Genomic DNA, 25260 nt, shown 5'->3' on the forward strand with positions numbered 1-25260 from the left:
CGGCCGACCGCGGCACCGCTCAGCTCAGCGGCCCGATCTCCCGCTCGATCGCCGCCCGCAGCTCCGGGCCCCGGACCACCTCGCGCGCCGCCTCCATCAGCGGGGCGAGGAACATGTCCGGCCCCGGCTCGCCGATGGTGTCACCGAGCGCGGCGACCGCCGCCCGGCCGGCCGGGGACGGGGTCAGCGGCGCGCGCAGCTGGAGCCCGCGGACGGCCGACAGCAGCTCCACGGCGAGCACACTGGTCAGGTTGTCCAGCACGGTGCGCAGCTTCTTGGTCGCGGCCCAGCCCATCGAGACGTGGTCCTCCTGCATGCCGCTGGTGGGCAGCGAGTCGACCGAGGCGGGGGCGGCCAGCCGCCGGTTCTCCGCGACGATGCCGGCCGCGGTGTACTGGGCGATCATCAGGCCGGAGTTGACCCCGGCGTCGGGGGAGAGGAACGCCGGCAGGTCGCGGGAACGGGTGACGTCGAGCAGGCGGTCCACCCGGCGCTCGGCGATGGCGCCCACCTCGGCGGCGGCGATGGCCAGGTAGTCGGCGGCGAAGCCGAGCGGCGCGCCGTGGAAGTTGCCGGTCGACTCGACCCGGCCGTCCGGCAGCACCACCGGGTTGTCCACCACGGACAGCAGCTCCCGGCCGGCGACCACCTCGACGAAGTCGAGGGTGTCCCGGGCCGCGCCGGCCACCTGCGGGGCGCAGCGCATCGAGTACGCGTCCTGCACGGCGTGGGCCAGGTCGTCGCGGTGCGAGTCCATCACGGCCGAGTTCTGCAGCAGCCGGTGGATGTTCGCGGCCGAGGCGGCCTGCCCGGGATGCGGCCGGATGGCGTGCAGCTCGGGCAGGAACGGCCGCTCCGAACCGAGCATCGCCTCGATGGCCAGCGCGGCGGTCACGTCGGCCATGGCGAACAGGTGCCGCGCGTCGTGGATGGCCAGCAACAGCATGCCGAGCATGCCGTCGGTGCCGTTGATCAGCGCCAGCCCCTCCTTGGCGGCCAGCTCGATCGGCGCCAGGCCGACCCGGCTCAGCGCGTCGGCGGCCGGGATCCGGTCGCCGGCCGGGCCGAGCACCCAGCCCTCGCCGAGCAGCACCAGCGCGCAGTGCGCCAGCGGGGCCAGGTCGCCGGAGGCGCCCAGCGAGCCGTGCTCCGGCACCCACGGGGTGACCTCGTGGTTGAGCAGGTCCACCAGGGCCTCGGCGACCAGCGGGCGGACCCCGGAGCGGCCGAGGGCGAGCGAGCGTACCCGCAGCAGCATCATGGCCCGGACCACCTCGCGGGGCATGGGCGCGCCGACGCCGGCGGCGTGCGAACGGATCAGCGCGTGCTGCAGCTCGGCCCGCCGCTCCGGCGCCACGAAGGTGTTGGCGAGCGCCCCGAACCCGGTGGAGACGCCGTACACCGGGCGGCCGGCCGCCTCGATGCCGTCCACGATGGACCGGCTGGTCGCCATCGCCGCCACCGTGTCGGGGTCGAGGACGACCTTGGCGGTGCCGCGGGCCACGGCGAGCACGTCGGCGGGGGACACCCCGGTGGGCTGGATGATCACTGTGGACATTGCGGCACTCCGTTGTGCAGGACCTGGCGGATCAGCGGAACCCCTGGCCGGTAGGCCAGGTGCAGGTGGGACGGGGCGTCGAGGATCATCAGGTCGGCCCGCGCGCCCCGTGCGAGCCGGCCCACGTCGGTGCGGCGCAGCGCCGCCGCCCCGCCGGCGGTCGCGGCCCACACGGCCTCCGCCGGGGTCATCCGCATCTCGCGTACGGCGAGCGCGACGCAGAACGGCATCGACGAGGTGTACGACGAGCCGGGGTTGCAGTCGGTGGCCAGCGCCACCGTCACCCCCGCGTCGAGCAGCCGCCGGGCGTCCGGGTACGGCGACCGGGTGGAGAACTCCGCCCCGGGCAGCAGGGTGGCGACGGTGGCGGTGTGCCCGCCCTCGGCGCACATGCAGTCGACCCGGGTGGCGGCGAGCGCGTCGACGTCGGCGTCGGACAGGTGGGTGCAGTGGTCCACGCTGGCCGCGCCCAGCTCCACCCCGAGCTGCACGCCCGGACCGGGGCCGAGCTGGTTGGCGTGCACCCGCACGCCCAGGCCGACCGCCTGCCCGCAGGCGAGGATGGCCCGCGCGTGGTCCACGTCGAAGGCGCCCCGCTCGCAGAACACGTCGATCCACCGGGCGTACGGCGCGGCGGCGGCCAGCATCGGCCCGCACACCATGCCCACGTAGTCGTCCGGACGGTCGGCGTACTCGGGCGGGACCACGTGCGCGCCGAGGAAGGTGGTGTCCTCGGTGAACTCGGCGGCGATCCGCAGCGAGCGGGCCTCGTCGGCGACGGTGAGCCCGTACCCACTCTTGATCTCGATGGTGGTGGTGCCCTGCCGCATCGCCTCGCCGCGCAGCCGGGCCACGGTGGCCCGCAGCTCGCCGTCGGAGGCCGCCCGGGTGGCGCCCACGGTCGTGCGGATACCACCGCCGGTGTAGGGCTCGCCGGCCATCCGGGCGGCGAACTCGGCGGCCCGGTCCCCGGCGAAGACCAGGTGGGCGTGGCTGTCCACGAAGCCGGGCAGCACGGCCGCGCCGGCCGCGTCGATCCGCCGGTCGGCGGCTGGAGCGTCCCGGGCCGGCCCGACCCAGGCCACCTCGCCGTCCTCGACCAGCACGGCGGCCTCGCGGCGGATGCCGAGCGGGCCGGCGTCGCCGGCACCGTCGTTGGTGACCAGCTCACCGATGTTGTCCACCAGCAGGCTCGCGCTCACGGGGTCACCGTCGCGATGGCGTCGCGCAGCTCGCTCGGCACGTCGACGGTCAGGTGCCGGCCGTCGGCCACCACCGTCCGGCCGTCCACCACCACGTGCGTCACGTCCGCGGCGGTGGCCGCGAAGAACGCCCCGACCGGCGGCACGCCCGCGGTGCGGGCGCTGTCCAGCCGTACCGTGACCAGGTCGGCCCGGTCCCCGACCGACAGCCGGCCCGCGTCGCCCCAGCCCAGCGCGGCGTGCCCGGCGACGGTGGCCGCGCCGACCAGCTCCGCCGCGCTGAAGTGGCCGCGCCGGCGGGTGCGCAGCCGCTCGTCCAGCTCGACCGCGCGGGCCTCCTCGAAGAGGTCGATCACGGCGTGGCTGTCGCTGCCCAGGCTCAGCGGGCTGCCCGCGTCCGCCATCCGGCGGGCCGGCCCGATACCGTCGGCGAGGTCCCGCTCGGTGGTGGGGCAGAGGCAGATCCCGGTCCGGTTCTCCCCGAGCAGGCCGACGTCGGCGCTGGTCGGGTGGGTGGCGTGCACGGCCGTGCTGTGCGGGCCGAGCACGCCGTGGTCGGCCAGCAGCCGGGTCGGCGTGCAGCCGTGCACGGCCCGGCAGGCGTCGTTCTCGGCCGGCTGCTCGGAGAGGTGCACGTGCAGCGGCACGCCGGCCCGGTGGGCCAGATTGGCGACGGTGGCGAGCTGCTCGGCCGGCACCGCCCGCACCGAGTGGATGGCGGCGCCGACCCGGGCGTGGTCGTCCTCCGGGCGGAAGGCGGCCACCCGCTCCGCCCAGCGCAACGCGTCCCCGTCGCCGAACCGCCGCTGCGCCCCGGCCAGCGGCTCGCCGTCGACGGTGGCGGTCAGGTAGGCGGCGTCCAGCAGGGTGAGCCGGATGCCGGCGTGCGCGGCGGCCTCCACCAGCGCCGCCGACATCGCGTTCGGGTCGTCGTACGGCGTCCCGTCCGGGCCGTGGTGCAGGTAGTGAAACTCGCCCACGCAGGTGATCCCGGCCAGCGCCATCTCCGCGTACGTGGCCCGGGCCAGCGCCAGGTAGGAGTCCGGGTCCAGCCGGGCGGCCACGTCGTACATGACGTCCCGCCAGCTCCAGAAGTCGCCCCGCCCGCCGTGGGTCCGCCCGCGCAACGCCCGGTGGAACGCGTGCGAGTGGGCGTTGGCCAGCCCGGGCAGGGTCAGCCCGGGCAGCCGGGTGGCGTCGCCGAGCACCTCGACCCCGGCGGCCGGGCTGCCGCCGCCGACCAGCGGCGCGACCGCGACGATCCGGCCGTCCTCGGCCTCGATCAGCACGTCCGGGGTGGGCTCGGCGTGGTCGGGCAGCCAGGCGTACTCGGCCAGCCAGCGGGTCAGCGGCATGCCAGCTCCTCCAGCACCCGGGCCAGGGCGGTCACCCCGGCCGCGCAGTCGGCGTCGGTGGCGGACTCGGCGGGGGAGTGCGACACCCCCGTCGGGTTCCGCACGAACAGCATGGCGGTCGGCAGGTGCGCCGCGAGCACCCCGGCGTCGTGTCCCGCCCCGGTCGGCAGCACCGGCGCGGCCAGCAGCCCGGCCAGCCGGTCGGCCAGCCCGCCGTCGAAGGCCACCAGCGGGGTGGCCGACTCCTGGGTGCAGGTCAGCTCGGTGCCGTCCCGCTTCGCCCGCTCGGCGGCCTTCGCCCGGACCGCCTCGACCAGGCCGTGCAGCGTGCCCGGCTCGGCCGCCCGGGCGTCCAGCCAGCCGGTCACCCGCGCCGGGATGGCGTTGGTGGCGTTCGGCTCCACGGCCACCCGGCCCACCGTGGCGTGCGCGTCGCGCAGCCGGGCCTCCTTGTTCGCCGCGAGCACGGTGAACGCGTAGGTGAGCATCGGGTCGCGGCGGTCGGCCATCCGGGTCGTACCCGCGTGGTTGCCCTCGCCGTGGAAGTCGAACCGCCAGCGGCCGTGCGGCCAGATGGCGCTCGCCACCGCCACCGGCGCGTCCCGGTCGACCAGCGCCCGGCCCTGCTCGACGTGCAACTCCACGAAGGCCGCGAAGCGGCCGAGCAGGCCGCGGTCGGCGCCCGCCGGCCGGTCGCCCAGCGCCTCGGCGAAGCTCACCCCGGCCGCGTCGCGCAGCCCGGCCGCGCGGTCGGCCGCGATCTCCCCGGTGAGCAGCCGCGACCCCAGGCACGGTACGCCGAACCGGGCGCCCTCCTCCTCCACGAACGCGGCCACCGCCACCGGCCGGACCGGGGTGACCCCGGCGGACCGCAGCTCGTCCACGGCCAGGAACGCGCTGACGATGCCGAGCGGCCCGTCATAGGCCCCGCCGTGCGGCACCGAGTCGAAGTGGCTGCCGGTGAGCACCGCGTCCCCGGCGGCCGGGTCACCCCACCAGGCGAAGAGGTTGCCGTTGCCGTCGGCGGTCACCGGCATGCCGCGCTGCCCGGCCTGCTCCCGGAACCAGTCGCGCAGCGCCAGCTCCGGCCCGGTCAGCGCGTAGCGCAGGTAGCCGCCGCTGCCCGCGTCCCGCCCGACCGGCGCGATCTCGTCCCACAGCTTCCGGAACCGCGCGGCCAGCTCGGTCACGCCGTGCCCCCGCTGGTCGTGATCGCGGGGCCGGGTCGCGCGGTCACGCCGGGCCCTCGGCCATCGGCACCCGGACGCCGGTCCGCTGCGCCACCTCGCGGGCGTCGTCGTAGCCGGCGTCGACGTGCCGGATGACGCCCATCGCCGGGTCGTTGGTGAGCACCCGCTCGATCTTCTGCCCGGCCAGCGCGGTGCCGTCGGCGACGCAGACCTGACCGGCGTGGATGGACCGGCCGATGCCGACCCCGCCACCGTGGTGGATGGACACCCAGGACGCCCCGCTGGCCGTGTTGACCAGGGCGTTGAGCAGCGGCCAGTCGGCGATCGCGTCCGAGCCGTCGGCCATCGCCTCGGTCTCCCGGTACGGGCTGGCCACGCTGCCGCAGTCCAGGTGGTCCCGGCCGATCACCACCGGGGCGCTCAGCTCGCCGGCGGCCACCATCTCGTTGAACCGCACCCCGGCCTTGTCCCGCTCGCCGTAGCCCAGCCAGCAGATCCGCGCCGGCAGGCCCTGGAAGGCGACCCGCTCGCCGGCCAGCCGGATCCACCGGGCCAGCGACTCGTTCTCCGGGAACAGGTCGAGGATGGCCCGGTCGGTGGCCGCGATGTCCTTCGGGTCGCCGGAGAGCGCCGCCCACCGGAACGGGCCCTTGCCCTCACTGAACAGCGGCCGGATGTACGCCGGCACGAAGCCGGGGAAGTCGAAGGCCCGCTCGTACCCGCCGAGCTTCGCCTCGCCGCGGATCGAGTTGCCGTAGTCGAACACCTCCGCGCCGGCGTCCAGGAAGCCGACCATCGCCGCCACGTGCCGGGCCATCGACGCCCGGGCCCGGTCGGTGAACTCGGCCGGCTTCGCCGCCGCGAAGTCCCGGGCGTCGGCCAGCTCCACCCCCACCGGCAGGTACGACAGCGGATCGTGCGCGCTGGTCTGGTCGGTGACGATGTCGATCTCGACGCCCTTGACCAGCAGCTCCGGGAAGACGACGGCCGCGTTGCCGACCACGCCGACGCTCAGCGCCCGGCGCTCCCGCTTCGCGGCGAGCACCCGCTGGACCGCGTCGTCCAGGTCGTCGGCGATCTCGTCCAGGTAGCGGTCGTGCATCCGGCGGGCCAGCCGGGACCGGTCCACGTCGACGATCAGGCAGGCGCCGCCGTTCATGGTCACCGCGAGGGGCTGCGCCCCGCCCATCCCGCCGCAGCCGGCGGTCAGCGTCAGCGTCCCGGCCAGGGTGCCGCCGAAGCGCTTCGCGGCCACCGCCGCGAACGTCTCGTAGGTGCCCTGCAGGATGCCCTGGGTGCCGATGTAGATCCACGAACCGGCGGTCATCTGCCCGTACATGGTCAGGCCGAGCTGCTCCAGGCGGCGGAACTCCGGCCAGGTCGCCCAGTCACCGACCAGGTTGGAGTTGGCCAGCAGCACCCGCGGCGCCCACTCGTGGGTACGCAGGACGCCGACCGGGCGGCCGGACTGCACCAGCATGGTCTCGTCGTCGCGCAGCTCGGTCAGCGTCCGCACCAGCGCGTGGTACGACGGCCAGTCCCGGGCGGCCTTCCCGGTGCCGCCGTAGACCACCAGGTCCTCGGGGCGCTCGGCCACCTCCGGGTCGAGGTTGTTCATCAGCATCCGCAGCGCGGCCTCCTGCGGCCACCCCTTGGCGGTGCGTGTGGTGCCGCGGGCGGCGCGGACGGGCTGGTGCATGTCGTACTCCTCTCAGCCGAGGAACAACTGGCGGCGGGCGGCGGACGACTCGAACGCCTCGAGCCGGGCCTGGGTCTCGGCCGGGGTGGCGTCACAGATCGCCTGCAGCACCACCATGGCCAGGGTCATCGGAGCGGTGTGCAGGTCGAAGACCAGATCGGTGCCGACGGCGGCGGGGAGCACCAGCTCGGCGTGGTCGGTGGCGGGACTCACCGGGGAGTCGGTGATCGCCACCACGGTCAGCCCGGCGTCGCGGGCCTCGCGCAGCGCGTCCAGGGTCTCCCGGGGATAGCGGGGCAGCACGAAGGCGAGCAGCGCGGTGGCCCCGGCGGCGGCGGCCTGGTCGAGCCGGTCGGCGAGCAGACTGCCGCCGTCGTCGAGCACCCGCACGTCCGGGTGTACCTTCGCGGCGAAGTACGCGAAGTAGGCGGCCAGCGGCGCGGCGGCGCGCAGACCGAGCACCGGCAGCGGCCGGCTGGCCGCGAGCAGCTTGCCCACCTCGGCGATCCGGCCGGCGTCGGCCAGCTCGCCGGCCAGCCGGTCCAGGTTGCCCATCTCGGTCCGGACCGCGCGCTGGAACGCGTTGCCGACGTCGGCCGGGGCGGCGCCGTCGGTGGCGGTCAGCCCACGCAGCCGGCGGCGCAGCGCCGGGTAGCCGTCGTGGCCCAACGCCATCGCGAACCGGGTCACCGAGGGCTGGCTCACGCCGGCCAGCTCGGCGACCTCCGCCGCCGACAGGTACGCCGCCGCGCCGGCGTGCTGGACCAGGCAGTGCGCGATCCGGCGCTGGGTGGGGGTGAGCCGGACGCCGTGGAAGAGGTCGAGCAGGCGGTCGGTGGGGGCCGCACCGCTTTCATTCATATCGCGACTCTATGCATGAAAACTTTCACTGCGCAACCTCCGTCCGGCGCCGGCCGGTTCGGGTCGATCCGCGGCCCTCCGAAAGCGATCCCGACCGCGATCGATCGGGGTAACCCGTCCGTCGAGGGGCGCTACGCGCGTTTTGCGGTGGCGACCGGAGAAGTCTGCCGCAAGCACCGGCTCTGTACTATCCGCACGGCGGATGAGCAGAGGAGTTGTCGCATGCAGCCGGTCGGTCCGTACAGGTTCACCGAGGCGCTCGGCGTCTGCCCGGTGGGCACCGCGTGGTGGGCGATCGACGGACAGGACCGGCTGGTGACGGTGGCGGTGCTCGAAGGCGCCGCGGCGACCGACCAGCCCTGGCGGGAGGCGTTCGCCAACGCCGCCAACGCCATGGCGCTGACCACCGGTGGCCTGCGCTACGTCAACGCCGACTTCGCCGCCGCGAAGCCCTGGGTCGCGTACCCGTCGGAAGAGGGGATGGGGGCGCAGCGGCTGTTCCAGACCCTCGGCATGGAGTTGCTGCCGGCGGAGTCCGCAACCGAGGTGCTGGTCCCGGAGACTGGCACCGTCACCGAACCGCCGCAGCCGGTCTCCGGGGTGCCGACCTCCGGCGGGCCCAGCCCGACCTCCGGTGCGCCCCTGCCGTGGGCGATGCACGCGGCGCTGCCCCAGCAGGCGCAGCAGGTCTCACCCGCGCCGGCTCCGGAGCACCAGCCGGTCGCTGTGCCGCAGCAGGGTCCCGCCCCGTTGCGGCCCGAGCACCCGCTGCCGGTCAGCGCGCCGCCGCAGGAGCCGTTCACCGCGCCCGCTCGCCGGATCACCCCCTCCGCGTCGCCCCGGCGCCGGACCGGGCTCTGGGTCGGCATCGCCGCCCTCGTCCTGGTCGTGCTCGCCGGCGCCGGCGGCCTGGCTGTCTGGGCCGGCTCCGGTGGCGACGAGAAGCCGCACCCGGTGGCCAGCGGCAGCACCAGCGCTCCGCCGCTGCTGCCGACCACGCCGCCGGAGTCGCCCGGCGTGGAGCCGCCGAAGCCCGGCGCGTGGCCGACCCAGTGGCCGAAGTTCAAGGAACGGGACACGGTACGTACGTTGAACCTCGACGGCCTGGGCTTCCCGGTGAAGGTGCCCACCAACTGGCAGTGCACGCTCGCCGGCCGCGCCGAGGGATTCGTCAAGTACCAGTGCGGCACCTCGGCGACCGGTGCCCAGACGCTGGGCGGTGAGGTGATCGTGCGGGACTGCCCGCAGCCGTGCACCGGGCAGTGGCAGACCGCCATGCGCGGTGTCGAGGAGGCCTGGGGCGCGCAGTGGATCCGCAGCGGCGAGTACGCCAGCTACGCCGAGAAGATCCTCGACGTTGACGGCGGGCAGCGGCACGGCCTGGTCGTCGTCGCCTACTTCCGCAGCGGTGAGGACGGCGCGATCGACCGCCAGTTGGTGATCCGGATGACCTCACCGGTGCCGGAGGCCTACCAGTTGCGTCGCTTCGCCAGCTACATCCGCGACGTGGTCGTCTTCTGAGGAGCGCTGGTGAGCCTCGCCTCGTCCACGTCGGACACCGGACCCCGTACCCTCGCCGATCGCTCGGTCGCGCTGATCCATGAGTGGTTCGGCGCCACCGGCGGCTCCGAACAGGTCTTCCTGAGCATGGCCGAGGTCGTGCCGCACGCGGAGCGATTCGTCCTCTGGAAGGACGACGACGCGACGGTGGACCCGGACATCCGTGAATCCTGGCTGGCGAGGACACCGTTGCGGCGCAGCAAGGCGCTCGCGCTGCCGCTCATGCCGCTCACCTGGCGGACCCTGACCCGCGCGCACTACGACGTCGTCATCTCGTCGAGCCACGCCTTCGCGCACACCGTCCGGATCGGTGACCCGGAGCGGACCCGCCACCTGAGCTACGTGCACTCGCCGGCCCGCTACGTCTGGAGTCCGGGCCTGGACCAGCGGGGCGCCAACCCGGTGCTCGCGCCGGTGCGCGCCGTGCTGCAGGCGGGGGACCGGCGGTTGAGTCGGCACGTGCACAGCTACGCGGCCAACTCCCGCGAGGTGCAGGGCCGGATCCGCCGCTTCTGGGGCCGGGACGCCCGGGTGATCAACCCGCCGGTGGAGGTGGACTACTTCGGGGCGGCCCCGCGGGAGGTGCGCGACCAGGACCGCCGGTACCTGCTCGGCGTCGGCCGCTGGATCCCGTACAAGAACTTCGATCTGATGATCGAGCTCGCGGCAGCTGCCGGCCTGCCGCTGGTCATCGCCGGCGGGGGTCCCGAGGAGGAGAACCTGCGCCGGCTCGCCGCCCGCGTCGACGTGCCGGTCCGGTTCGAGGTCCGGCCCAGCAGGGAACGGCTCCGCGAGCTGTACTGGGGGGCCGTGGCGCTGCTCTACCCGGCGCTGGAGGACTTCGGCATGATCCCGGTGGAGGCGCAGGCCTGCGGCACCCCCGTGGTGGGGTGGGCGCGCGGCGGGCTCCTGGAGACGGTGGTGACCGGCGAGACCGGCTTCCTCGTTGACGCCAGCGACCCGGCCGGCTACGTCGAGCCGATCCGGTTGGCGGCGAAGCTCCCCGCCGAGGCGGCGATGACCAACGCCCGCCGGTTCACCCCCGAGGTCTTCCAGGCGAACGTAGCCGCCTGGCTGACCGAAGAGGGGTAGCCCGCCGGCCGCGTCCCCGGATCTAGTAGGAGTTCCGGTGTTGGGCCCGGGGGCGGGGCCGCGCATAATCGTGCCGGGCTCAGTGCACTGCGAGCGGGGGACTACTGCATGGGGACGGCATCGCCCGTGGCGAACGTGCTGATGTTGGGCACCGCGGAATGGGATTCCCCGATCGCGACGAACCAGCACTACGTCGCGCGGGAACTCGCGACCAGCACGAAGGTGACGTTCGTCGAGTCACTGGGGCTGCGCCGGCCCCGGCTCAGCCGCGACGACCTGGTCCGGATGGCCGGGCGGGTCCGCAAGGCGGTGGGTGACCGCGAAGCGCCGGCCCATCGGCCCCGGCCGGCGAACGCCCAGATCGTGTCGCCGCTCGTGGTACCGCTGCACCGCACGCCCACCCGGCCGATCAACCGCGCCCTGCTCCGGCGGGCCACCGCTGCCTGGCTGGCCAGCTCACGACCCCGCGTGCTCTGGACCTTCACCCCGGTCACGTACGGCCTGGAGGAGGCCGCCGACGTCGTCGTCTACCACTGCGTGGACCTGCTGGCGACCTTCCCCGGCGTGGACGCCGTGGCCGTGGCCCGCGGCGAGCGGACGCTGTCGACCCGCACCGCCGTCGCGATCGCCACCAGCACGGCGGTCCGGGATCATCTCGTCGCCGCCGGATTCCCCCGCATCGAGCTGCTGCCGAACGTGGCGGACGTGTCCGTCTTCACGGCGGCGAGCCGGCCGGCGGCCGAGCGGCGTCCCGCCGTCCTCTTCTCCGGGAACCTCACCGTCCACAAGCTCGACGTGGGGCTCCTCGAATCCGTCGCCACCGCCCTGCGCGGGCACGGCGAGCTGCTGCTGGCCGGTCCGCTCGCCGCCGGCGGCGGCAGCTTCGACGCCGAGCTGCGCCGTCTCGAGGACCTCGGCGCCCGGCACGTCGGAGTGCTCACCCCGGACCGGCTCGCCGAGCTGGCCGGGACCTGCGCCGTCGGGCTGATCCCGTACGAGATCAACGACTACACCCGCGGGGTCAGCCCCCTGAAGTGCTTCGAATACCTCTCCTCCGGGCTGGCGGTGCTCAGCACCCCGCTGCCGGCGGCCACCGAACTGGCGCGGACCAACCCGCACGTGACGGTGGCCGAGGGCGACGACTTCCCCGCCCGCCTGCCGGACCTGCTCCGGCCCGTGCCCGACACCGTGCTCGACGACCGGATGGCCAGCGCGGCGGAACACGGTTGGTCGGGCCGCGGCGCGTTGCTGCGCGAGCTGCTGGAGTCCGAGCTGGTCGGTGGCCGGTGAAACGGGTACTCGTCGTCAGCGTCGAACCGCCCTGGCCGGCCCAGCACGGCGGCCGCATCCGCACCGCCCGGGTCGCCGAGGCGCTGAGCGCCCACGCCGAGGTGCTGGTGACCTTCCCCGACCACGGCACCCGCCAGCCGGACCCTCCGGTCGCGACCCGCCCGCTGCCCTGGTCGCCGCCGCCGGCCGTACGCACCCGGGCCTCCGGCCGTCCCCACCTGGGCGGGCACTACCTGGCGCCCGTCGCCGACTCGCTCGGCGCCCTCTGCGACGAGTTCCGGCCCGATGCGATGTACTGGTCCCACTCCTACCTGGCCGCGTGGGCGCCCCCCGCGGCGTGCCGGGCGCCCCAGGTCGTCGAGTTCGCCAACATCGAGAGCCGGCGGCTGCGCACCCTGGTGACGTCGGCGCACGGCTGGCAGCGGGTGGCGCGCCGGGCCGAGGCGGCCAAGGCGGCCTTCTGGGAGCCCCGGGTGGCCGCCCGAGCCGCCCTCTGCGTCGCGCTCTCCCAACCGGACCTGGAGGTGCTTCGCGGCTGGACCCGCGACGTCGTCCTGACCCCGAACGGGGTGGACGTCCTGCCGTACACCCCCTCGCCGGCCGACGGCTACGTCCTCGCGCTGGCCTCGTACGACTACGAGCCGAACGTGCTGGCGCTGCGCGCCCTGGTCCGGGACACCTGGCCGCTCGTGCACGCCGACCGTCCCGAGGCTCGGCTGGTCATCGCGGGTCGGCGGAGCGAAGCCCTGCGCCAGGAGTTCGCCGGCCTCCCCGGAGTGGCGGTGCACGGCACCCTTGATGACGTCGTGCCCGCCTACGCCGGTGCCGCGCTGACCGTCGCCCCCGCCACGTCCGGCGGCGGCGCGCAGCTCAAACTGACCGAGTCGATGTCGCGTGGTCGGTCGGTCGTCATGACCCCGTTCGCCGCTCAGGGCCTTCCGGCCGCGATCGCCGGCTCCGACGCGTACTGGGTGGCGGACGGCCGGCGCGCCTTCGCCGGTGCGATCCTCGACGCGCTGCGGAACCCGTCCGACCGGCACCTGCGGGAGCACACGGCGTGGCGGCGGTGCGCCGCTCTCGGCTGGTCCCAGACGGTCGCCGGGCTGGTGGGCGGCATCACGGCCCTCGCCGACCGCGGGACCGCGTCGTGATCCGGCGCGTCCACCTGATCGAGTCGGGTGGTCGGGGCGGCGTCTTCAACCACTCCGTCGAGGTCGCCGCCGGCCTGACGGCGCTCGGCGTGGACGTGGTCGTCCACACTGCGGACGACTGCGACGCGGCGCCGGCCTCGGTAGCGCTGTGCCGCTGCGTCACCTGGCATCGGGCCTCGTCCAACCGGGTGGTCCGGCAGGTCCGGACGTCGGCGCGCTACCTGCTGCGCACCCTGCCCCACCTGCGCCGGGTGATCGGCCCCCAGGACGTGGTCCACGTCCAGGGCATGTTCGCGCTCACCCCGGAACTGATCTCGGTCGCCCGGCTCCGCGCCGCGACTGTCGTCGCCAGCCCGCACAACACCTTCGTCCGGTCGAACGCCCCTGGTGGCGGCCGGGCGTTGCGCAGCGCGCTCCAGGGCTCCGACCGGGTCCTCGTCTACTCGGACGCCGACCGGCAGAGCCTGCTCGCCCGGGGAGTGACCGACGTCGTCCGGGTCCCGTTGGTGCAGTGGACGCCGCCGGTGCGACCCGACCTCGTTGAGCGCTGGCGTACCGAGCTGAAGCCGGACGGCGGCAAGCTGGCCCTCCTGCCCGGTCAGGTCCGGGCCGACAAGAACCCCGAGCTGTTCGTGCGGGCCCTGGCGCAGCTGCCCGACTGGCGGGGTGCGGTGGTCGGCACGGACCTGGGACCGGGCCGGCAGCTGGACGCGCTGGTCCGGCAGAGCGGGGCGGCGGTGACGACGGCCTACCGCTACCTTGACGTCGACGAGTTCACCGCTTTGGTCGCGACCGCCGACGTCGTTGTCGCGCCGTACCAGGTCGCCAGCCAGTCCGGCGTACTCGCGGTGGCGGCCGGGCTGGGCGTGCCGACCGCGGTGGCCCCGTGCGGCGGCCTGGGCGAGCTGGCCACCGCTGTCGCCCGGGACACCAGCGTCCCGGCGATCCGGGACGCCATCGTCGCCGCACACGAGCTCGGCGCGAAGCCGGTCGATACGGCGGACGCCGCCACGCACTACCTGCACGAGTACGTCGCAGCCCAGCAGAGCCGGGCCGACGGCCGGACCCGCAGCCGTTGAGGAGAACACCGTTTTGTCCAGGTTGACCGTCACGATGGTCTCTGTCTCGGACACCGCCGGCGGTGCCGAGGCGCACACCGTCGCGCTCGGCCAGGGGTTGCGGGACCGCGGCCACGACGTCGTCCTGTACGGCCGGTGCCCAGGATGGGACGAGCACGGCCTGACCCGGCGCGAGATCGGGCTCGGGCCGAAGTGGTCGCGCCGGACAATGGCCACCGGGCTCCTGCGGGTGCCGGTCGAGCGGCGCCGGACCCAGACCATCGCCGACTCCTCGCTCTACCACCTCCAGTTCAAGCGGGAGCAGATCGCCCTGACCGCGCCCCTGTCCCGCCGGGCGCCGGTGGTCTGGACCGAACACGGGCGGTGGATGGGCGGACCGGCCGGACGGCTGCTGCTCGCCGGCTACGCGCGCGCCGCCGAGCACGTCTCCCGGGTGGTCTGCGTCAGCCCGGCCGTGGCCGACGACCTCGAGCCCGTGATCGGCCGGGACAAGCTCGTCGTGGTCCCCAACGCGATCGACAGCCGGCGCTACGCCGCCCCGTCGGCCGCCGCGCGGGACGCGTTGCGCCGACGGCTGCTGCCCGGCCACTTCCGCGACCGCCGGGTCGGGGTTCTGGCGGCGCGGCTGCACTTCGCCAAGCGCCACGACCGGGCCATCGCGGCGGCGGTGGCCAGCGGGAGCGCCCTGCTCGTCGTCGGAGACGGACCCGACCGTGAGCGCCTGGAGCGGCTCAGCGCGGGCAACCCCGACGTGCACTTCACGGGTCACCGGGAGGACGTGCCGGACCTCCTCGCGGCCAGCGACCTCTACCTCTACTGCGGTGCCGAGACCGACGGCACGCCGACCGCGGTGCTCGAGGCGGCCGCCGGCGGGCTGCCGATCGTGGCGTTCCGGGGAGATCCCGGCTCGGAGCTGGTCGCCCGCTGCGGCGGCCTCGTGCTCGACGACCCGTCCGAACTGACGCCCGAGCGCGCGTCGGCGATCCTGGCGCGGCGCGGTAGCGGCGTCGGCTACGTCGAGCAGCAGCACGGCCGCGAGAGCTGGCTCGACACGTACGAACGGATCTTCGGGGAGTGTGGCCGGTGACCTCGCCTGGACGGACCACCAACAAGCCGGAGGAGTTCCACAGCCCGCCGGCCGATCCCGCGGCGCCCGGACCGGCGGAGACCTCCCGGTCGGCGCGCGGGCTCAGCGCGGCCACGGCGGTCTCCCTGGGCCTTCGGCTGGTGGGCATGGCCGTGGGCATGGCCACCAACTCCGTCCTCGCCCGCTACCTCAACCCGGACGGGTTCGGCGTCTTCGCCCTCGCGCTCACCCTCGGCACCGCGGCGGCGCAGGTCGCCGACATGGGCACGACGATCACCGTGAGTTCCCGGATCGCCCGGGAGAAGGCGTCCGCCGGCCGGATCCTGAGCACCGGCCTGGTCATCCGGACGTCGGTGGCGCTCGTCGCGACGGTCGGCCTGCTCGCCGCCGCCGCCGGCGGCCTCTTCGGCGAATCCAGCTCGGTCGTCGGCGTCGTCGCCATCGCGACGCCGCTGTCCGCGGCGTCGATCCTCACCGCCGGGGCGACGGCGCGCTTCCGTCCCGAGGTGTCGTCCGTCCTCGCCCTCATCCAGGGCGTCCTCTGGCTGGTCGCGGTCGTCACGGTCGCCCGCACCGGCGGCGACGTCGTGCTGCTCGGCTGGTTCTTCGTCGCCGTCGTCGCGGTGCAGACCGGTATCGGCGTGATGATCAACCGCAGGCTGGTGCCGCTGGGCCGGCCGTCGTGGGCGGAGGCGGGCCGGATCTTCGCGCTCAGCTGGCCCCTCGCGATCAGCTCGTTGGCGGTGATGGCCTACTACCGCCTCGGTTCGGTGATCCTGTTCCACCTGCAGGGCGCCGCCGAGGTCGGCTACTACTCGGCCGCGTACAAGTTCCTCGACGTCGCCCAGCTCGGCCCGGCCATGCTGGTGGCCCCGCTGCTGCCGATCGTGGCGACCAGCGCGGCCATGGACGCGCACCGCCGGAGTCTGGTCCTCAGTCTGGCGACGCGCAGCGGCGCCGTGATCGGCGCGGGCACGGCGGTCCTGCTGATCGCGCTCGCGCCCGCCCTCGTCGGCTACCTCTACGGCGACGACTTCGGCCCGGCGGTCACGCCCCTGATCCTGCTCGCCGTGGCCTTTGTCGGCGTCACCCTCGGCTACGTCGGCACGACCATCTGCTCCGCGCTCGGGGTGGTACGGCCGATCGCGGTGTTGACGGTCTCGGTCGCGGTGGTCAACCTCGCGGCACAGTTCTGGGCCTGCGCCCGGTGGGGAGCCACCGGCGCCGCGGCGGTCGCGGCCGCCACGGAGTTCGTCATCGGCGCCACGACCTGCCTGCTCGCCGCGCGGGCGATGGCGTCGCGACTGCCGTTGCGGGAGATGGCGAGCGTCCTCGTCCTCGGCGCCGCCACGATCCTCGTGCTGTGGCTGGTCCGGCTTCCGTGGCCGATCGAGGCGATGCTGGCTGCCGGCATGTTCGGTGTGGCGGTGCTGGCCGCGCGGGCCGTCACCCCGGCGGACTTCAGGCGCGTGCTGTCGCGCAAGGCCCTGTGAGCACGCCTCCGGTCAATAGGTGGCGCCGGTCTCGAGGTGCCGCCAGGTCAGTCCGGTGCACCTCACCGGCCCCGTCCCGCACGGCAGGCGGGGATTGGTGTTCGTGGCCCGGCTGCCGTCCACCCGGACGAGCTTGCTGACGTCGACCGCGAGATCCGGCGCGTACGACACCACCGAACCGCCGGCGGCGACCGACACCCCGCGCGAACCGGGTGTCGACCGCAGCCCGTCGCCGCGCACCACCACCGCGCCTGACCGGCGTACGTTGGCGAGCCCGCCGGCGCTGTGGTCGATGCGCACGTTCGACAGCAGCAGCTCGGTTTCGGTGTTGAGGTCGACCAGCCAGGGCGCCCCGGCGGTCTGCACGTCGTCGAGGGCCAGCCTTGGCAGGGTGTGGGTGGCCGCCTTGGCGGTGACCAGGCCGCCGTTGCCGACGACCCGTATCCCGGACAGGTCCGCCTGGCGCACTGCGGCGTTCTCCGCCCATTCGGAGAGTTCGACCAGGTGACTGTCGCCGCTCGCCGTCATGCTGGCCGTGCGGACGGTCAGCTCGTCCACCACGCCTGCGATCCGGATGACCTTGGCGCCGGCCGACGCACCCCCGGCGGTCAACCGCTCCACCTGCAGCCGTCGGATACTCGCCTTCGCGTCCACCACCAGCAGGGGTAGGGCTCCGAGCTCTGCGACCTCGACGTCCTCGACCATGAGCGTGTCCAGGGTTGCGGGAACCAGCGGCGAGAACCGCACCAGTGGCAGTGTCGTGTCGGGACCGTCGGCCTTCAACCCCCGGAGCCGGACGTGCCCCACGGCCGAGCCGTTGATGTGCATCACACCGCCCCGGCCGGGCAGGGCGGCCGCGGCCACCTGCTCCACCAGCAGATCGTCGACCCGGCCGCCGGTGGTGCGCCACTCGGCGGTGTCGTCCCCGACCCAGATGACGTTGTTGCCGGCAACGCCCGCGACGCGTCGGACCGTGGTACGCAGCGCCGCGGTCTCCGGCGACCCGCCGAGCACCTTGACCAGCGCTGCGAGCGAGGCGACGTTGACGTCCTCGATGACGGTGTCGGTCACCGGGCCCGACACGTCGTCATAGGCCTGCCAGTCCCGAGGGGTGATGGCGACGGTGTCGTCGCCCGTCGACCCCCGGATCCCGGAGATCCTGGTCCGCGCGGCCGGCCCCTGGATGTGCACTCCGTCCGAGTACACGGCGAGCCTGATCCCGGTGACCATCGTGTCGGTGACGTCGCCGAGGGAGATGGCGTACTTGTCGCTGGCGGTCTCCACCGCCAGCCCGTTGAGCGTCAGGCCGTCCACCCGCCGCCAGCGCAGGGTGTGCAGGTCGGGGCCGACGCCGCCGACCCCCTCCGCGCGCACCCAGGTGCCGCCGACGACGGTGATGTCCCGGTCCCGACCGCCGGTGGTGACCGCGCTGTTGGTGAGGAGGTTGCAGGCGCTACCGGTCGTCAGGGTCACGGTGCATCCCGACATGGCCAGCGTCGTGCCGCTGTGCACCACGAGGGGTGCGCTGACCCGGTAGCGGGCCCCGCGGTGCCCCTGAATCGGGCCGCCCGCCCCGGCGAGGAGAGCGGTGTTGAGGGCCGTGGTGTCGTCGCCGCCGGACGGGGGCGGCAGCACCACGGTCTGCGCCCGGCGCGGGCTGTCGCCGGCGAGGACCGTGTCCGCGGCGACCACAATGCCGCCAGCGGCGGCAAGGAGAGCGCGGCGGGTGACCAGTTGCGGCTCCGGAGGGTATCCGCGGGTGACGCTGCCGGGTGGCGACCATCGACCGCGAGCGCGCAACGTTGCCATCATTCGAGTCCTCCGACCGAAACGTACCAACATCGTAGTGAGCTTCCGGTGGTTGCTCCGGCCCGCTCCCGGGTCACCCCGCGGGTACGACGCGTTCGCGTCGACGCTCCTGTTCACCTTTCCTGATACTGTGTGCCGCGACGGCCGCTGCCGTGATGGTCGACCTACCACATTGCACGGCCGCCCTGGTCACAGGGTTGCTCGGCCTGTGGTCGTCCCGCGACTGTCACGGCAACCGGTTCGGCGTTGTGGTCAGCAGGGTTCCGGGTCGGCGAAGGCCGGCCGGCACCCGATTTCGGGGCAAAGGCAGCGATGGGTTCCAGAGGGACTTTGACTGATTCGGACACGGACCACGCGGCCGTCAGACCTTTCCAACAGCCTCCCGGTGACCCCGACGGCGGCGGGTCGGCTTCGCCGCGTTTCCCGGGCTGGACGTACGACATCATTTCTCCGTCCGCCGCCACCGGTTGGCGGCCGCTCGGGTGGGCGTCCTGGGCGCTCGCGGCGTTCAGCGCCGCGTACATCGTCTGGACGCTGCCGTCCCCGGTCGGGGTCGTCTGCGCGATCGCGTTGCCGCTGCTCGTACTCCGCCTTCCCCTGACCGGCGCCGTGCTCGTGGCCGTGCTCGCTGAGGAGATCAAGCCGAACGGGCGTTTCGGCGTCCTGACCACGCTCGGTCACCAGCTGTACTTCGGCACCGGAAAGATCCCGATCCTGCTGGCGCTGGCGTTGACGGCCGCGTGCGCCGCCGCCCGGTCGTGGCCACCGCAGCGCGTCCGCCTCCGTTCGCTCGGCGGCACGCTGCTCGGGTTGGCCGTTGCGCTCGTCGTCCTGGCCAGCGGCAGTGGCCTGCTCCACGGGCAGTCGGTCTTCTCCGCCGTCAACCAGAACGCCCGCCCCTTCATCCTGCTGGTCCTCGGACTCGTCGTCGGCCTGAGCCTGCGCCGGCTGCGGGACGACCAGAGGTCGCTCCGGGCGGCGGTCGTCGTGGCGCTGACCGGCCTGCTCGTCGCGGCAGCCGTCGCCATCCCGCTCGGCGAGATCGCTGACGACCGGCTCAGCGACTACTTCGTCTACTACGACTCGGCGTTGCCCGCGGTCGCCGCGGCGGTGTTCATCGGCATGCTCGGGACCGGCGCGGGGCGCAGGAACTGGCGTCACCTGGGCGTGCTCGTCGCCGCGCTGCTCCTGGTCCTGATCAGTTTCCGGCGCAGCGTGTGGCTGGCGGCTCTGGCCGCTCTCGTCGTCGTCTTCGTGCTCGCCTGGCCGCGGTGGAAGCCGATGATCCGCCAGTTCGGGCTCGCGGTACTCGTGGTGGCGGCGGTCGTGTTCGCCGCACCGGGTTTCGCCGCCGATCTCGGCCTGCGCAGCGCGGGCAGCTTCGAGCTCGCGAGCAGCGGACCGAGCCCGACCGGTGCGCCGGCCACGAGTCGGATGCCGAGCCCGAGCAGTGTGCCGAGCGCGGACGGAGCGACGGCCGCGAGTCGGGCACCGAGCGCTTCCCCGGATGCCAGTCGGACCCCGGACGCACCAGGCACAACCGCCAAGAGCGGCACACCGAGCGAGAACGGCGGACCGGGCAGAGTTGGGGCTGCGAGCCCGAGTGGCACGCCGAAGGCGACCAACCCGCCGAGCCCGAGCGGGCCGTCGAGCGCGAGCGGGAAACCGGCCGCGCCCGTCCCCACCCGGCCTGCGCCGGCCGCCCCGAAGGAGGAGAGCAGCGCTAACCAGACGGCGTCCACGGGCGGGCACATCAGCGACCTTCGCCTCGGCTGGGAGCACGTACGGGCGAATTTCTGGACCGGGGTGGGCCCCCTCGCGCCCCAGATCGATGGCTTCGCCGCTTACGAGGCCACCCGGGTCTATGTACACAACGAGCTGCTGCAGGAATGGCTGCGGTATGGCCTGGCGGCACCACTACTCGTGCTCCTCTTCCTCGTGGTCGCCGGCCTGGCAGCGCTGAAGGCCCTGCGGGCACCCGACACGGACGCCATCGTCCGGGCCGCCGCCGCGTTCTGCCTGATCGCACCCCTGTGTTTGATGACCGCGCCGTTCCTCTCCGAGACGAGCCGGTGGCCACTGGTGATGGGCGTCGCGGTCGGAATCCTCGCCGGATCGGTGGGGGCCAGCACAAAGTCCGGTAACGCCTGATGTGGAGGTCACGATGACTGGCACTCCGCTGCACGACGGCGAGGCGGACCGCACCGGCAGGGCCACCGTCTCCGTGGTCGTGCCCACTCGGAACAGGAGCGACCTCGCCTGCGCGAGGGCGCGATGGGCGCTGGCCCAGCCCGCGGTCCGGGAGGTGATCTTCGTCGTCGACGGAAGCTCAGACGACACGGCCGCCCGGCTGCGGGGCCTCGCTGAGGAAGACCCCCGGCTCCAGGTCATCGTCAACGAGCGCAACCTCGGCCCACCGAAGGCCAAGAACGCGGGGATTCGTGCCACGACCTCGGAGTGGGTGCTCGTCATCGACGACGACGACGTGCCCAGCGAAAATCTCATCGCCGAGCTTCTCCATGTCGCGCACGAGGCAGACGCTGACATCGTCGGTGTGCCCTGGTTCAACCTCGGCGAGGCGGAGAACGTCGAGGATCTGATCGCCCGGGTGCCGAGGACGCCGGGCGGCCCGGAGCTGGACCGGCCCGGGCTCTTCCCGCAGACGGCGTGGGCGCAGTGTGTCTGGATGCCCGCCAACGCGCTGTTCCGGCGCTCGGTCTTCGAGGCGGTCAGCTACGACGAGTCCTACACCGGCAACTACTACCGAGAGGAAACGGACCTGTACGTGTCAGCTGCCCGGGCGGGCCACCGGACCCTGGTGACGGATCGGGGTTACACGTACATCCGGTCCCGGCAGGGCGGCGGGATCGATCGGCAGTCGAAGCTCCGGTACGAGTTTTCGGTGCTGCGCAACAACTGGTACTTCCTGCGCAAACACGGCGCCTGGTTGCGCCAGCAGGGCCTGATCCGCCGCCCCCTCCACGAGCAGGCGTCGCTGGTTACTCGGCGCTTGAAACCGCTCGTACGCGCCGCCGGACGGCGCCTCACCCGATGGGCACGGCGATGAGAGTCGCCATCGTCAGTCCGAACCCGGTCAACAACTCGGGCGGGGTCGAGCGGTTCTGTCACACGCTCGCCGAGGTGATCGGACGGCTCGGCGGCGTGTCCACCGTGGTCGGCGCAGCCGACCTCGACAAGGTCGCCCACGACCTGGCGATCACCAACGGCATGGTCAGCCGCCGCACCGCCGCGCCCCGGATCCACGTCTACCACGGCTGCTGGGTGGACCACGTCCGGCTCGGGTCACGCACCAACGACTACTCCCTGCCCTGGAAGACGCAATTCCTGGTCAAGGGCGCGGCGAAGGAGATCTGGGCGGGCGCTGGCGCCTACCGGGTGGCGGTCTCGGCGCCCACGGCAGCCGAGGTCGAGCACTGGTACCGGCTCCGGGTCGATCGGGTCATCCCGAACGGGATCGACACCGGGACGTTCGCCATCGGCGACCGGGACGTCGCCCGCGGGCAGTTGCAGATCGCCGCGGACGAACGGCTGGCCCTGTTCATCGGCCGGGCGGAGGCCCGCAAACGGCCGGACATCGCGGTGGCCGCGGCGGCCCGCGCCGGCTACCGGTTGTTGACCGCCGGCTCGGGCTCGGTCGCCGGTGCGACCAGTCTCGGTGTCCTCTCGCCGACGGAGTTGCGGACCTGGATCCAGGCAGCGGACTGCGTGCTCGCGCCCAGCGACTACGAGGCGTGTTCACTGGCCATCCTGGAGGCGATGGCCACCGGGACGGCAGTGGTCACGACGCGGGTCGGCTACGTCCGCACGCTCGTCGACCGGGTGCCCGGCTACCTCGAGCTGACCGCGCCCGCCGGGGATCTGGACGAGTTCACCCGGGCGCTTACGCTGCTGCCCGACCGGCAGGCAGCGGTCGCCGCCGCCACCGCCTACGTACGGGCGGAGAACAGCCTCGAGCGCTTCGCCGCGCACTGGTCGGCGGCGGTTGACGACGTGCTGGCGAGGACGAGCACGGTCAGCGGATAGCCGAACCGCGGCCGGCGGCCGGACCAGCCGTCCTCGCTCGTCCCACGCCCGATCCGGTCAACGACCGCCGCCGCGGAACACCTCTGCGACCGTACGCAGGACAACCTTGATGTCCAGCCAGAGCGACCAGTTCTCGACGTAGTAGTTGTCGAACCGCGCCCGGTCGGAGATGGGCGTGTCGCCGCGCAGGCCGCTGACCTGCGCGAGCCCGGTCAACCCCACCGGGACTCGGTGGCGCATCGCGTAGTTCGGGTACTCGGCGGAGAACTTCTCCACGAAGTACGGCCGCTCCGGCCGCGGCCCGACCACGCTCATGTCGCCGCGCAGGATGTTCCAGAGCTGGGGCAGTTCGTCCAGCGACGTACGGCGCATGAACCGGCCGATCGGGCCGACCCGGCGGTCGTGCGCGATGGACCAGTTCGTCTGCGACTCGTTTTCGTCCACCGGCCGCATCGAGCGGAACTTCACCACCTTGAACGGCTTGCCGTACCGCCCGATCCGCTCCTGGTGGAAGAAGACGCCCCGGCCGCCGTCGAGGAACGTCGCGAGCACGCAGAGCAGCAGCAACGGGCTCAGCACGAGCAACGCCAGCGCGGCGAGCACCACGTCGGAGGCGCGCTTGACGGCCCACCGCGGCCCGCTCAACGTGGTGTCCCCGATCTGCACGATCGGAATGGCGCCCACGTGGTCCGGGTAGCCCCCGTGGGACCGGGAACCCCACAGGCGCGGCACCGCCCACAGGTCGCACCGCGCGCTGAGCGGACGGAGCAGGAACTCCATCACCGTCGACTCCGGGCAGTCCGGGTCGGCGATCACCAGGACGTCACAGTCCAGCAGCCGGACCAGCTGCTCCAGGTCGTTCAGCGTGCCGATCAGCGGCAGCCCGCCGGCCTCCTGCCGGGACGGCACGTCGACGCAGCCGACGAAACGCAACCCGTACTGCGGGTAGCGGCGCAGCAGCCGGGCCAGCTCGACACCGACCGGACCACCGCCGACGACGATGGCGTTGTGCTCCAGCCAGCGCCGGCGCCGGGCCACGATGATCAGTTTCCGGGTGACGGCCCGGCCGACGATGACCAGCACCGCGGAGAGCGCGACGCCGTGCATGAACCCGCTGACGTACGGCACCGAGTCGTGGCGGTAGGCGGCGATGATGGCCACCACCGCGCCGCAGGCCAGCAGCCGCCCGCAGAGGCTGGGCAGCTCGTCCAGGATGCTCAGATGACGGCGGGCCCGGTAGAGCCCGCCGGTGGCGAAGACGGCCACCGCGAGCGCGGCGTTGGCCAGCGTCCCGCGCCAGTAGTTCTGCGTCACCAGCAGGGGCGTGAGCAGCGCCGCGACGTCGACCGGAACGGTCAGCATCCACGCCCGCAGCCAGCGCGTCCGCTTCGAGGCGCGGGAACTGGCGTACGGGAGGACGGCGGTCGTGTCCAGACCGGCCCGCACCGACGGGGTGGCGGCCGGCGCGGGTGACAGGCGGACGGCGGCGACCGGGGTCAGCAGGCCAGGGTCGGCCGCCGCCCCGGCCGACTCGCCGACGCCGCGCCCCGCTGACCCGCCGAACTGCACCGCAGCCGGATCCCTCGTCGCCGACTGGCCTGACATGTCGATCCTCCCCCGTGACAGCCCACGGTCGACGTCACGCGGACCACGGGCGATCGAAGGATACGAGCGGGTCAGTCACGCCGCCAGAGCCGCCACGACAAACCGGGGTCCTACTTTCCGGCGGAAAGGATGTCCGGGACCGCGTCGCGGCGGACCGCGTCGAACAGCACCTTCGCCTTCGCGTTGTCGGGGAGCACCACGCTCTCCGTGCCGATCCGACCGGTTCCCTTCACCGGGCAGGTGAAGAAGCCCAGGTTGCCGCTGCGCAGGTGACGCAGTTCCATCGCGAGGTCCACAAGCGACATCGACTTGTCCACGGACACCGAGTTCGCGGTGGCCTTGACGAACGCGTTCAGCTTGGTCGGGCTGCTCAGCGTGCCGCCCGAGGCCGCCTTGTCCAGGATCGCCTTGATCACCTGCTGCTGGTGCTTGATCCGGGTGAAGTCGCCGTTGGCGAAGGCGTACCGCTCGCGGGCGTAATCCAGTGCCGTGGCGCCGTCCATGGTCTGCCGGCCCTTGGTGAACTCCCGCCGGCCGTCCGGGTTCAGCGAGTGCGTCGAGGTGAAGCTCTGCTCCACCTCGATGTCGATGCCACCCAGGGCGTCGACGATCTCCTTGAAGCCGGAGAAGTCGACCATCGCCACGTGATCGACCCGGACGCCGGTGAACTTCTCCACGGTCTGCACCATCAGCGGCACCCCGCCCCAGGCGTACGCCGCATTGATCTTGGCATCGCGGCCGCCGCGGCCGGCCGCGGACCGCGGGATGGCGGTCCAGGTGTCCCGCGGGATCGAGATGAGCTGCGCGCTCGACCGGTCCTTCGGCAGGTGGGCCACGATGATCGTGTCGCTCCGCGAGCCCCCGGCGTTCTCCGGATCGCGCGAGTCGCTGCCCAGGATCATGATGTTCATGGCGCCCCTGGCCACCACCTGCGGCCGGGACTCCTCGGGCACCCCGGTGAACGCGTCCACCCGGTCGATCGAGGAGTTGACCGAGCGGTAGTAGAGGCCACCGGCGAGCAGCCCGCCGCCGGCCAGCAGCACCAGCACCAGCAGCACGATCAGGGCGATTCGCCGACCCCGGCGGCGACGCGGACGCGGCGCGGGCGCGCCGTCGGGATCCACTTCGGACGCCGGGAAGCGGGTGTCGGGGTCGGCGAGCTGGTGACGGTCTGACATGGGTGCG

Annotated in this window: 19 protein-coding genes; 10 read left to right on the forward strand and 9 right to left on the reverse strand. The window is 73.6% G+C overall.

Annotation, left to right across the window (positions count from 1 at the left end; genetic code table 11):
* Positions 1-19: 19 nt before the first annotated feature.
* Genes hutH through AB0I11_RS11455 form a run of 6 tightly spaced genes read right to left on the reverse strand, consistent with a single transcriptional unit; the run spans position 20 to position 7865 of the window.
* Positions 20-1558, reverse strand: a complete 1539-nt coding sequence (gene hutH / locus AB0I11_RS11430) for a histidine ammonia-lyase (protein WP_357317248.1) — start codon at positions 1556-1558, stop codon at positions 20-22.
* Positions 1546-2760, reverse strand: coding sequence for an imidazolonepropionase (gene hutI, locus AB0I11_RS11435; RefSeq protein ID WP_357317251.1), 1215 nt, complete (start codon positions 2758-2760; stop codon positions 1546-1548). Before hutI ends, hutH begins: the two co-directional genes overlap by 13 nt.
* Positions 2757-4109 (reverse strand): formimidoylglutamate deiminase, encoded by a 1353-nt coding sequence (locus tag AB0I11_RS11440; RefSeq protein WP_357317786.1) that lies wholly within the window; start codon positions 4107-4109, stop codon positions 2757-2759. Before AB0I11_RS11440 ends, hutI begins: the two co-directional genes overlap by 4 nt.
* Positions 4106-5305: an allantoate amidohydrolase gene (locus tag AB0I11_RS11445; RefSeq protein WP_357317254.1), complete on the reverse strand. Its 1200-nt coding sequence runs from the start codon at positions 5303-5305 to the stop codon at positions 4106-4108. Before AB0I11_RS11445 ends, AB0I11_RS11440 begins: the two co-directional genes overlap by 4 nt.
* 43 nt (positions 5306-5348) lie before the next feature.
* A complete protein-coding gene (gene hutU / locus AB0I11_RS11450; protein WP_357317257.1) occupies positions 5349-7004 on the reverse strand; it encodes a urocanate hydratase in 1656 nt (551 codons plus the stop codon).
* Between the two features lie 12 nt (positions 7005-7016).
* Positions 7017-7865 (reverse strand): MurR/RpiR family transcriptional regulator, encoded by an 849-nt coding sequence (locus tag AB0I11_RS11455; RefSeq protein WP_357317260.1) that lies wholly within the window; start codon positions 7863-7865, stop codon positions 7017-7019.
* Positions 7866-8087: 222 nt separating this feature from the next.
* Here AB0I11_RS11455 and AB0I11_RS11460 point away from each other — a divergent pair, with 222 nt between their 5' ends.
* From AB0I11_RS11460 to AB0I11_RS11490, 7 genes are all read left to right on the forward strand, one after another.
* Positions 8088-9386, forward strand: coding sequence for a hypothetical protein (locus tag AB0I11_RS11460; RefSeq protein ID WP_357317263.1), 1299 nt, complete (start codon positions 8088-8090; stop codon positions 9384-9386).
* Positions 9387-9395: 9 nt separating this feature from the next.
* Positions 9396-10517, forward strand: a complete 1122-nt coding sequence (locus AB0I11_RS11465; protein WP_357317266.1) for a glycosyltransferase — start codon at positions 9396-9398, stop codon at positions 10515-10517.
* Between the two features lie 108 nt (positions 10518-10625).
* Complete coding sequence (locus AB0I11_RS11470; RefSeq protein ID WP_357317269.1) at positions 10626-11807, forward strand: glycosyl transferase family 1; 1182 nt, start codon at positions 10626-10628, stop codon at positions 11805-11807.
* Positions 11804-12958: a glycosyltransferase gene (locus AB0I11_RS11475; protein WP_357317272.1), complete on the forward strand. Its 1155-nt coding sequence runs from the start codon at positions 11804-11806 to the stop codon at positions 12956-12958. Before AB0I11_RS11470 ends, AB0I11_RS11475 begins: the two co-directional genes overlap by 4 nt.
* Complete coding sequence (locus AB0I11_RS11480) at positions 12955-14037, forward strand: glycosyltransferase family 4 protein (protein WP_357317274.1); 1083 nt, start codon at positions 12955-12957, stop codon at positions 14035-14037. Before AB0I11_RS11475 ends, AB0I11_RS11480 begins: the two co-directional genes overlap by 4 nt.
* A gap of 34 nt (positions 14038-14071) precedes the next feature.
* Entirely contained in the window at positions 14072-15124 is a 1053-nt protein-coding gene (locus tag AB0I11_RS11485) for a glycosyltransferase family 4 protein (RefSeq protein WP_357317277.1), read from the forward strand.
* Positions 15121-16617: an oligosaccharide flippase family protein gene (locus AB0I11_RS11490; RefSeq protein WP_357317280.1), complete on the forward strand. Its 1497-nt coding sequence runs from the start codon at positions 15121-15123 to the stop codon at positions 16615-16617. Before AB0I11_RS11485 ends, AB0I11_RS11490 begins: the two co-directional genes overlap by 4 nt.
* Before the next feature lie 12 nt (positions 16618-16629).
* On the opposite strand, the gene AB0I11_RS11495 is transcribed toward AB0I11_RS11490, so the two are convergent.
* Positions 16630-18309: a hypothetical protein gene (locus AB0I11_RS11495; protein WP_357317283.1), complete on the reverse strand. Its 1680-nt coding sequence runs from the start codon at positions 18307-18309 to the stop codon at positions 16630-16632.
* A 363-nt stretch (positions 18310-18672) separates the two neighbouring features.
* On the opposite strand from AB0I11_RS11495, the gene AB0I11_RS11500 reads away from it, so the two are divergent.
* Genes AB0I11_RS11500 through AB0I11_RS11510 form a run of 3 tightly spaced genes read left to right on the forward strand, consistent with a single transcriptional unit; the run spans position 18673 to position 22470 of the window.
* Positions 18673-20577 (forward strand): hypothetical protein, encoded by a 1905-nt coding sequence (locus AB0I11_RS11500; protein ID WP_357317286.1) that lies wholly within the window; start codon positions 18673-18675, stop codon positions 20575-20577.
* Between the two features lie 13 nt (positions 20578-20590).
* Positions 20591-21493, forward strand: a complete 903-nt coding sequence (locus tag AB0I11_RS11505) for a glycosyltransferase family 2 protein (protein WP_357317289.1) — start codon at positions 20591-20593, stop codon at positions 21491-21493.
* Positions 21490-22470, forward strand: coding sequence for a glycosyltransferase family 4 protein (locus AB0I11_RS11510; protein WP_357317293.1), 981 nt, complete (start codon positions 21490-21492; stop codon positions 22468-22470). Before AB0I11_RS11505 ends, AB0I11_RS11510 begins: the two co-directional genes overlap by 4 nt.
* 57 nt (positions 22471-22527) lie before the next feature.
* On the opposite strand, the gene AB0I11_RS11515 is transcribed toward AB0I11_RS11510, so the two are convergent.
* Positions 22528-24075 carry a sugar transferase gene (locus AB0I11_RS11515; protein ID WP_357317296.1) on the reverse strand — a complete coding sequence of 516 codons (1548 nt, stop codon included), beginning with the start codon at positions 24073-24075 and terminating at the stop codon, positions 22528-22530.
* Between the two features lie 110 nt (positions 24076-24185).
* Positions 24186-25253: an LCP family protein gene (locus AB0I11_RS11520; RefSeq protein ID WP_357317299.1), complete on the reverse strand. Its 1068-nt coding sequence runs from the start codon at positions 25251-25253 to the stop codon at positions 24186-24188.
* Positions 25254-25260 lie beyond the last annotated feature (7 nt).

Origin of the sequence: Micromonospora sp. NPDC050495, assembly GCF_040655175.1 — a bacterium.
Lineage (GTDB): Bacteria > Actinomycetota > Actinomycetes > Mycobacteriales > Micromonosporaceae > Micromonospora.

Excerpts from the sequence above, each read along its gene's own strand:
- AB0I11_RS11470 (WP_357317269.1), top strand. The coding sequence starts at position 10,626 with ATGGGGACGGCATCGCCCGTGGCGAACGTGCTGATGTTGGGCACCGCG.
- AB0I11_RS11455 (WP_357317260.1), bottom strand. The coding sequence starts at position 7,865 with ATGAATGAAAGCGGTGCGGCCCCCACCGACCGCCTGCTCGACCTCTTC.
- AB0I11_RS11515 (WP_357317296.1), bottom strand. The coding sequence starts at position 24,075 with ATGTCAGGCCAGTCGGCGACGAGGGATCCGGCTGCGGTGCAGTTCGGC.
- AB0I11_RS11520 (WP_357317299.1), bottom strand. The coding sequence starts at position 25,253 with ATGTCAGACCGTCACCAGCTCGCCGACCCCGACACCCGCTTCCCGGCG.
- hutH (WP_357317248.1), bottom strand. The coding sequence starts at position 1,558 with ATGTCCACAGTGATCATCCAGCCCACCGGGGTGTCCCCCGCCGACGTG.
- AB0I11_RS11460 (WP_357317263.1), top strand. The coding sequence starts at position 8,088 with ATGCAGCCGGTCGGTCCGTACAGGTTCACCGAGGCGCTCGGCGTCTGC.
- hutU (WP_357317257.1), bottom strand. The coding sequence starts at position 7,004 with ATGCACCAGCCCGTCCGCGCCGCCCGCGGCACCACACGCACCGCCAAG.
- AB0I11_RS11505 (WP_357317289.1), top strand. The coding sequence starts at position 20,591 with ATGACTGGCACTCCGCTGCACGACGGCGAGGCGGACCGCACCGGCAGG.
- AB0I11_RS11510 (WP_357317293.1), top strand. The coding sequence starts at position 21,490 with ATGAGAGTCGCCATCGTCAGTCCGAACCCGGTCAACAACTCGGGCGGG.
- AB0I11_RS11485 (WP_357317277.1), top strand. The coding sequence starts at position 14,072 with ATGGTCTCTGTCTCGGACACCGCCGGCGGTGCCGAGGCGCACACCGTC.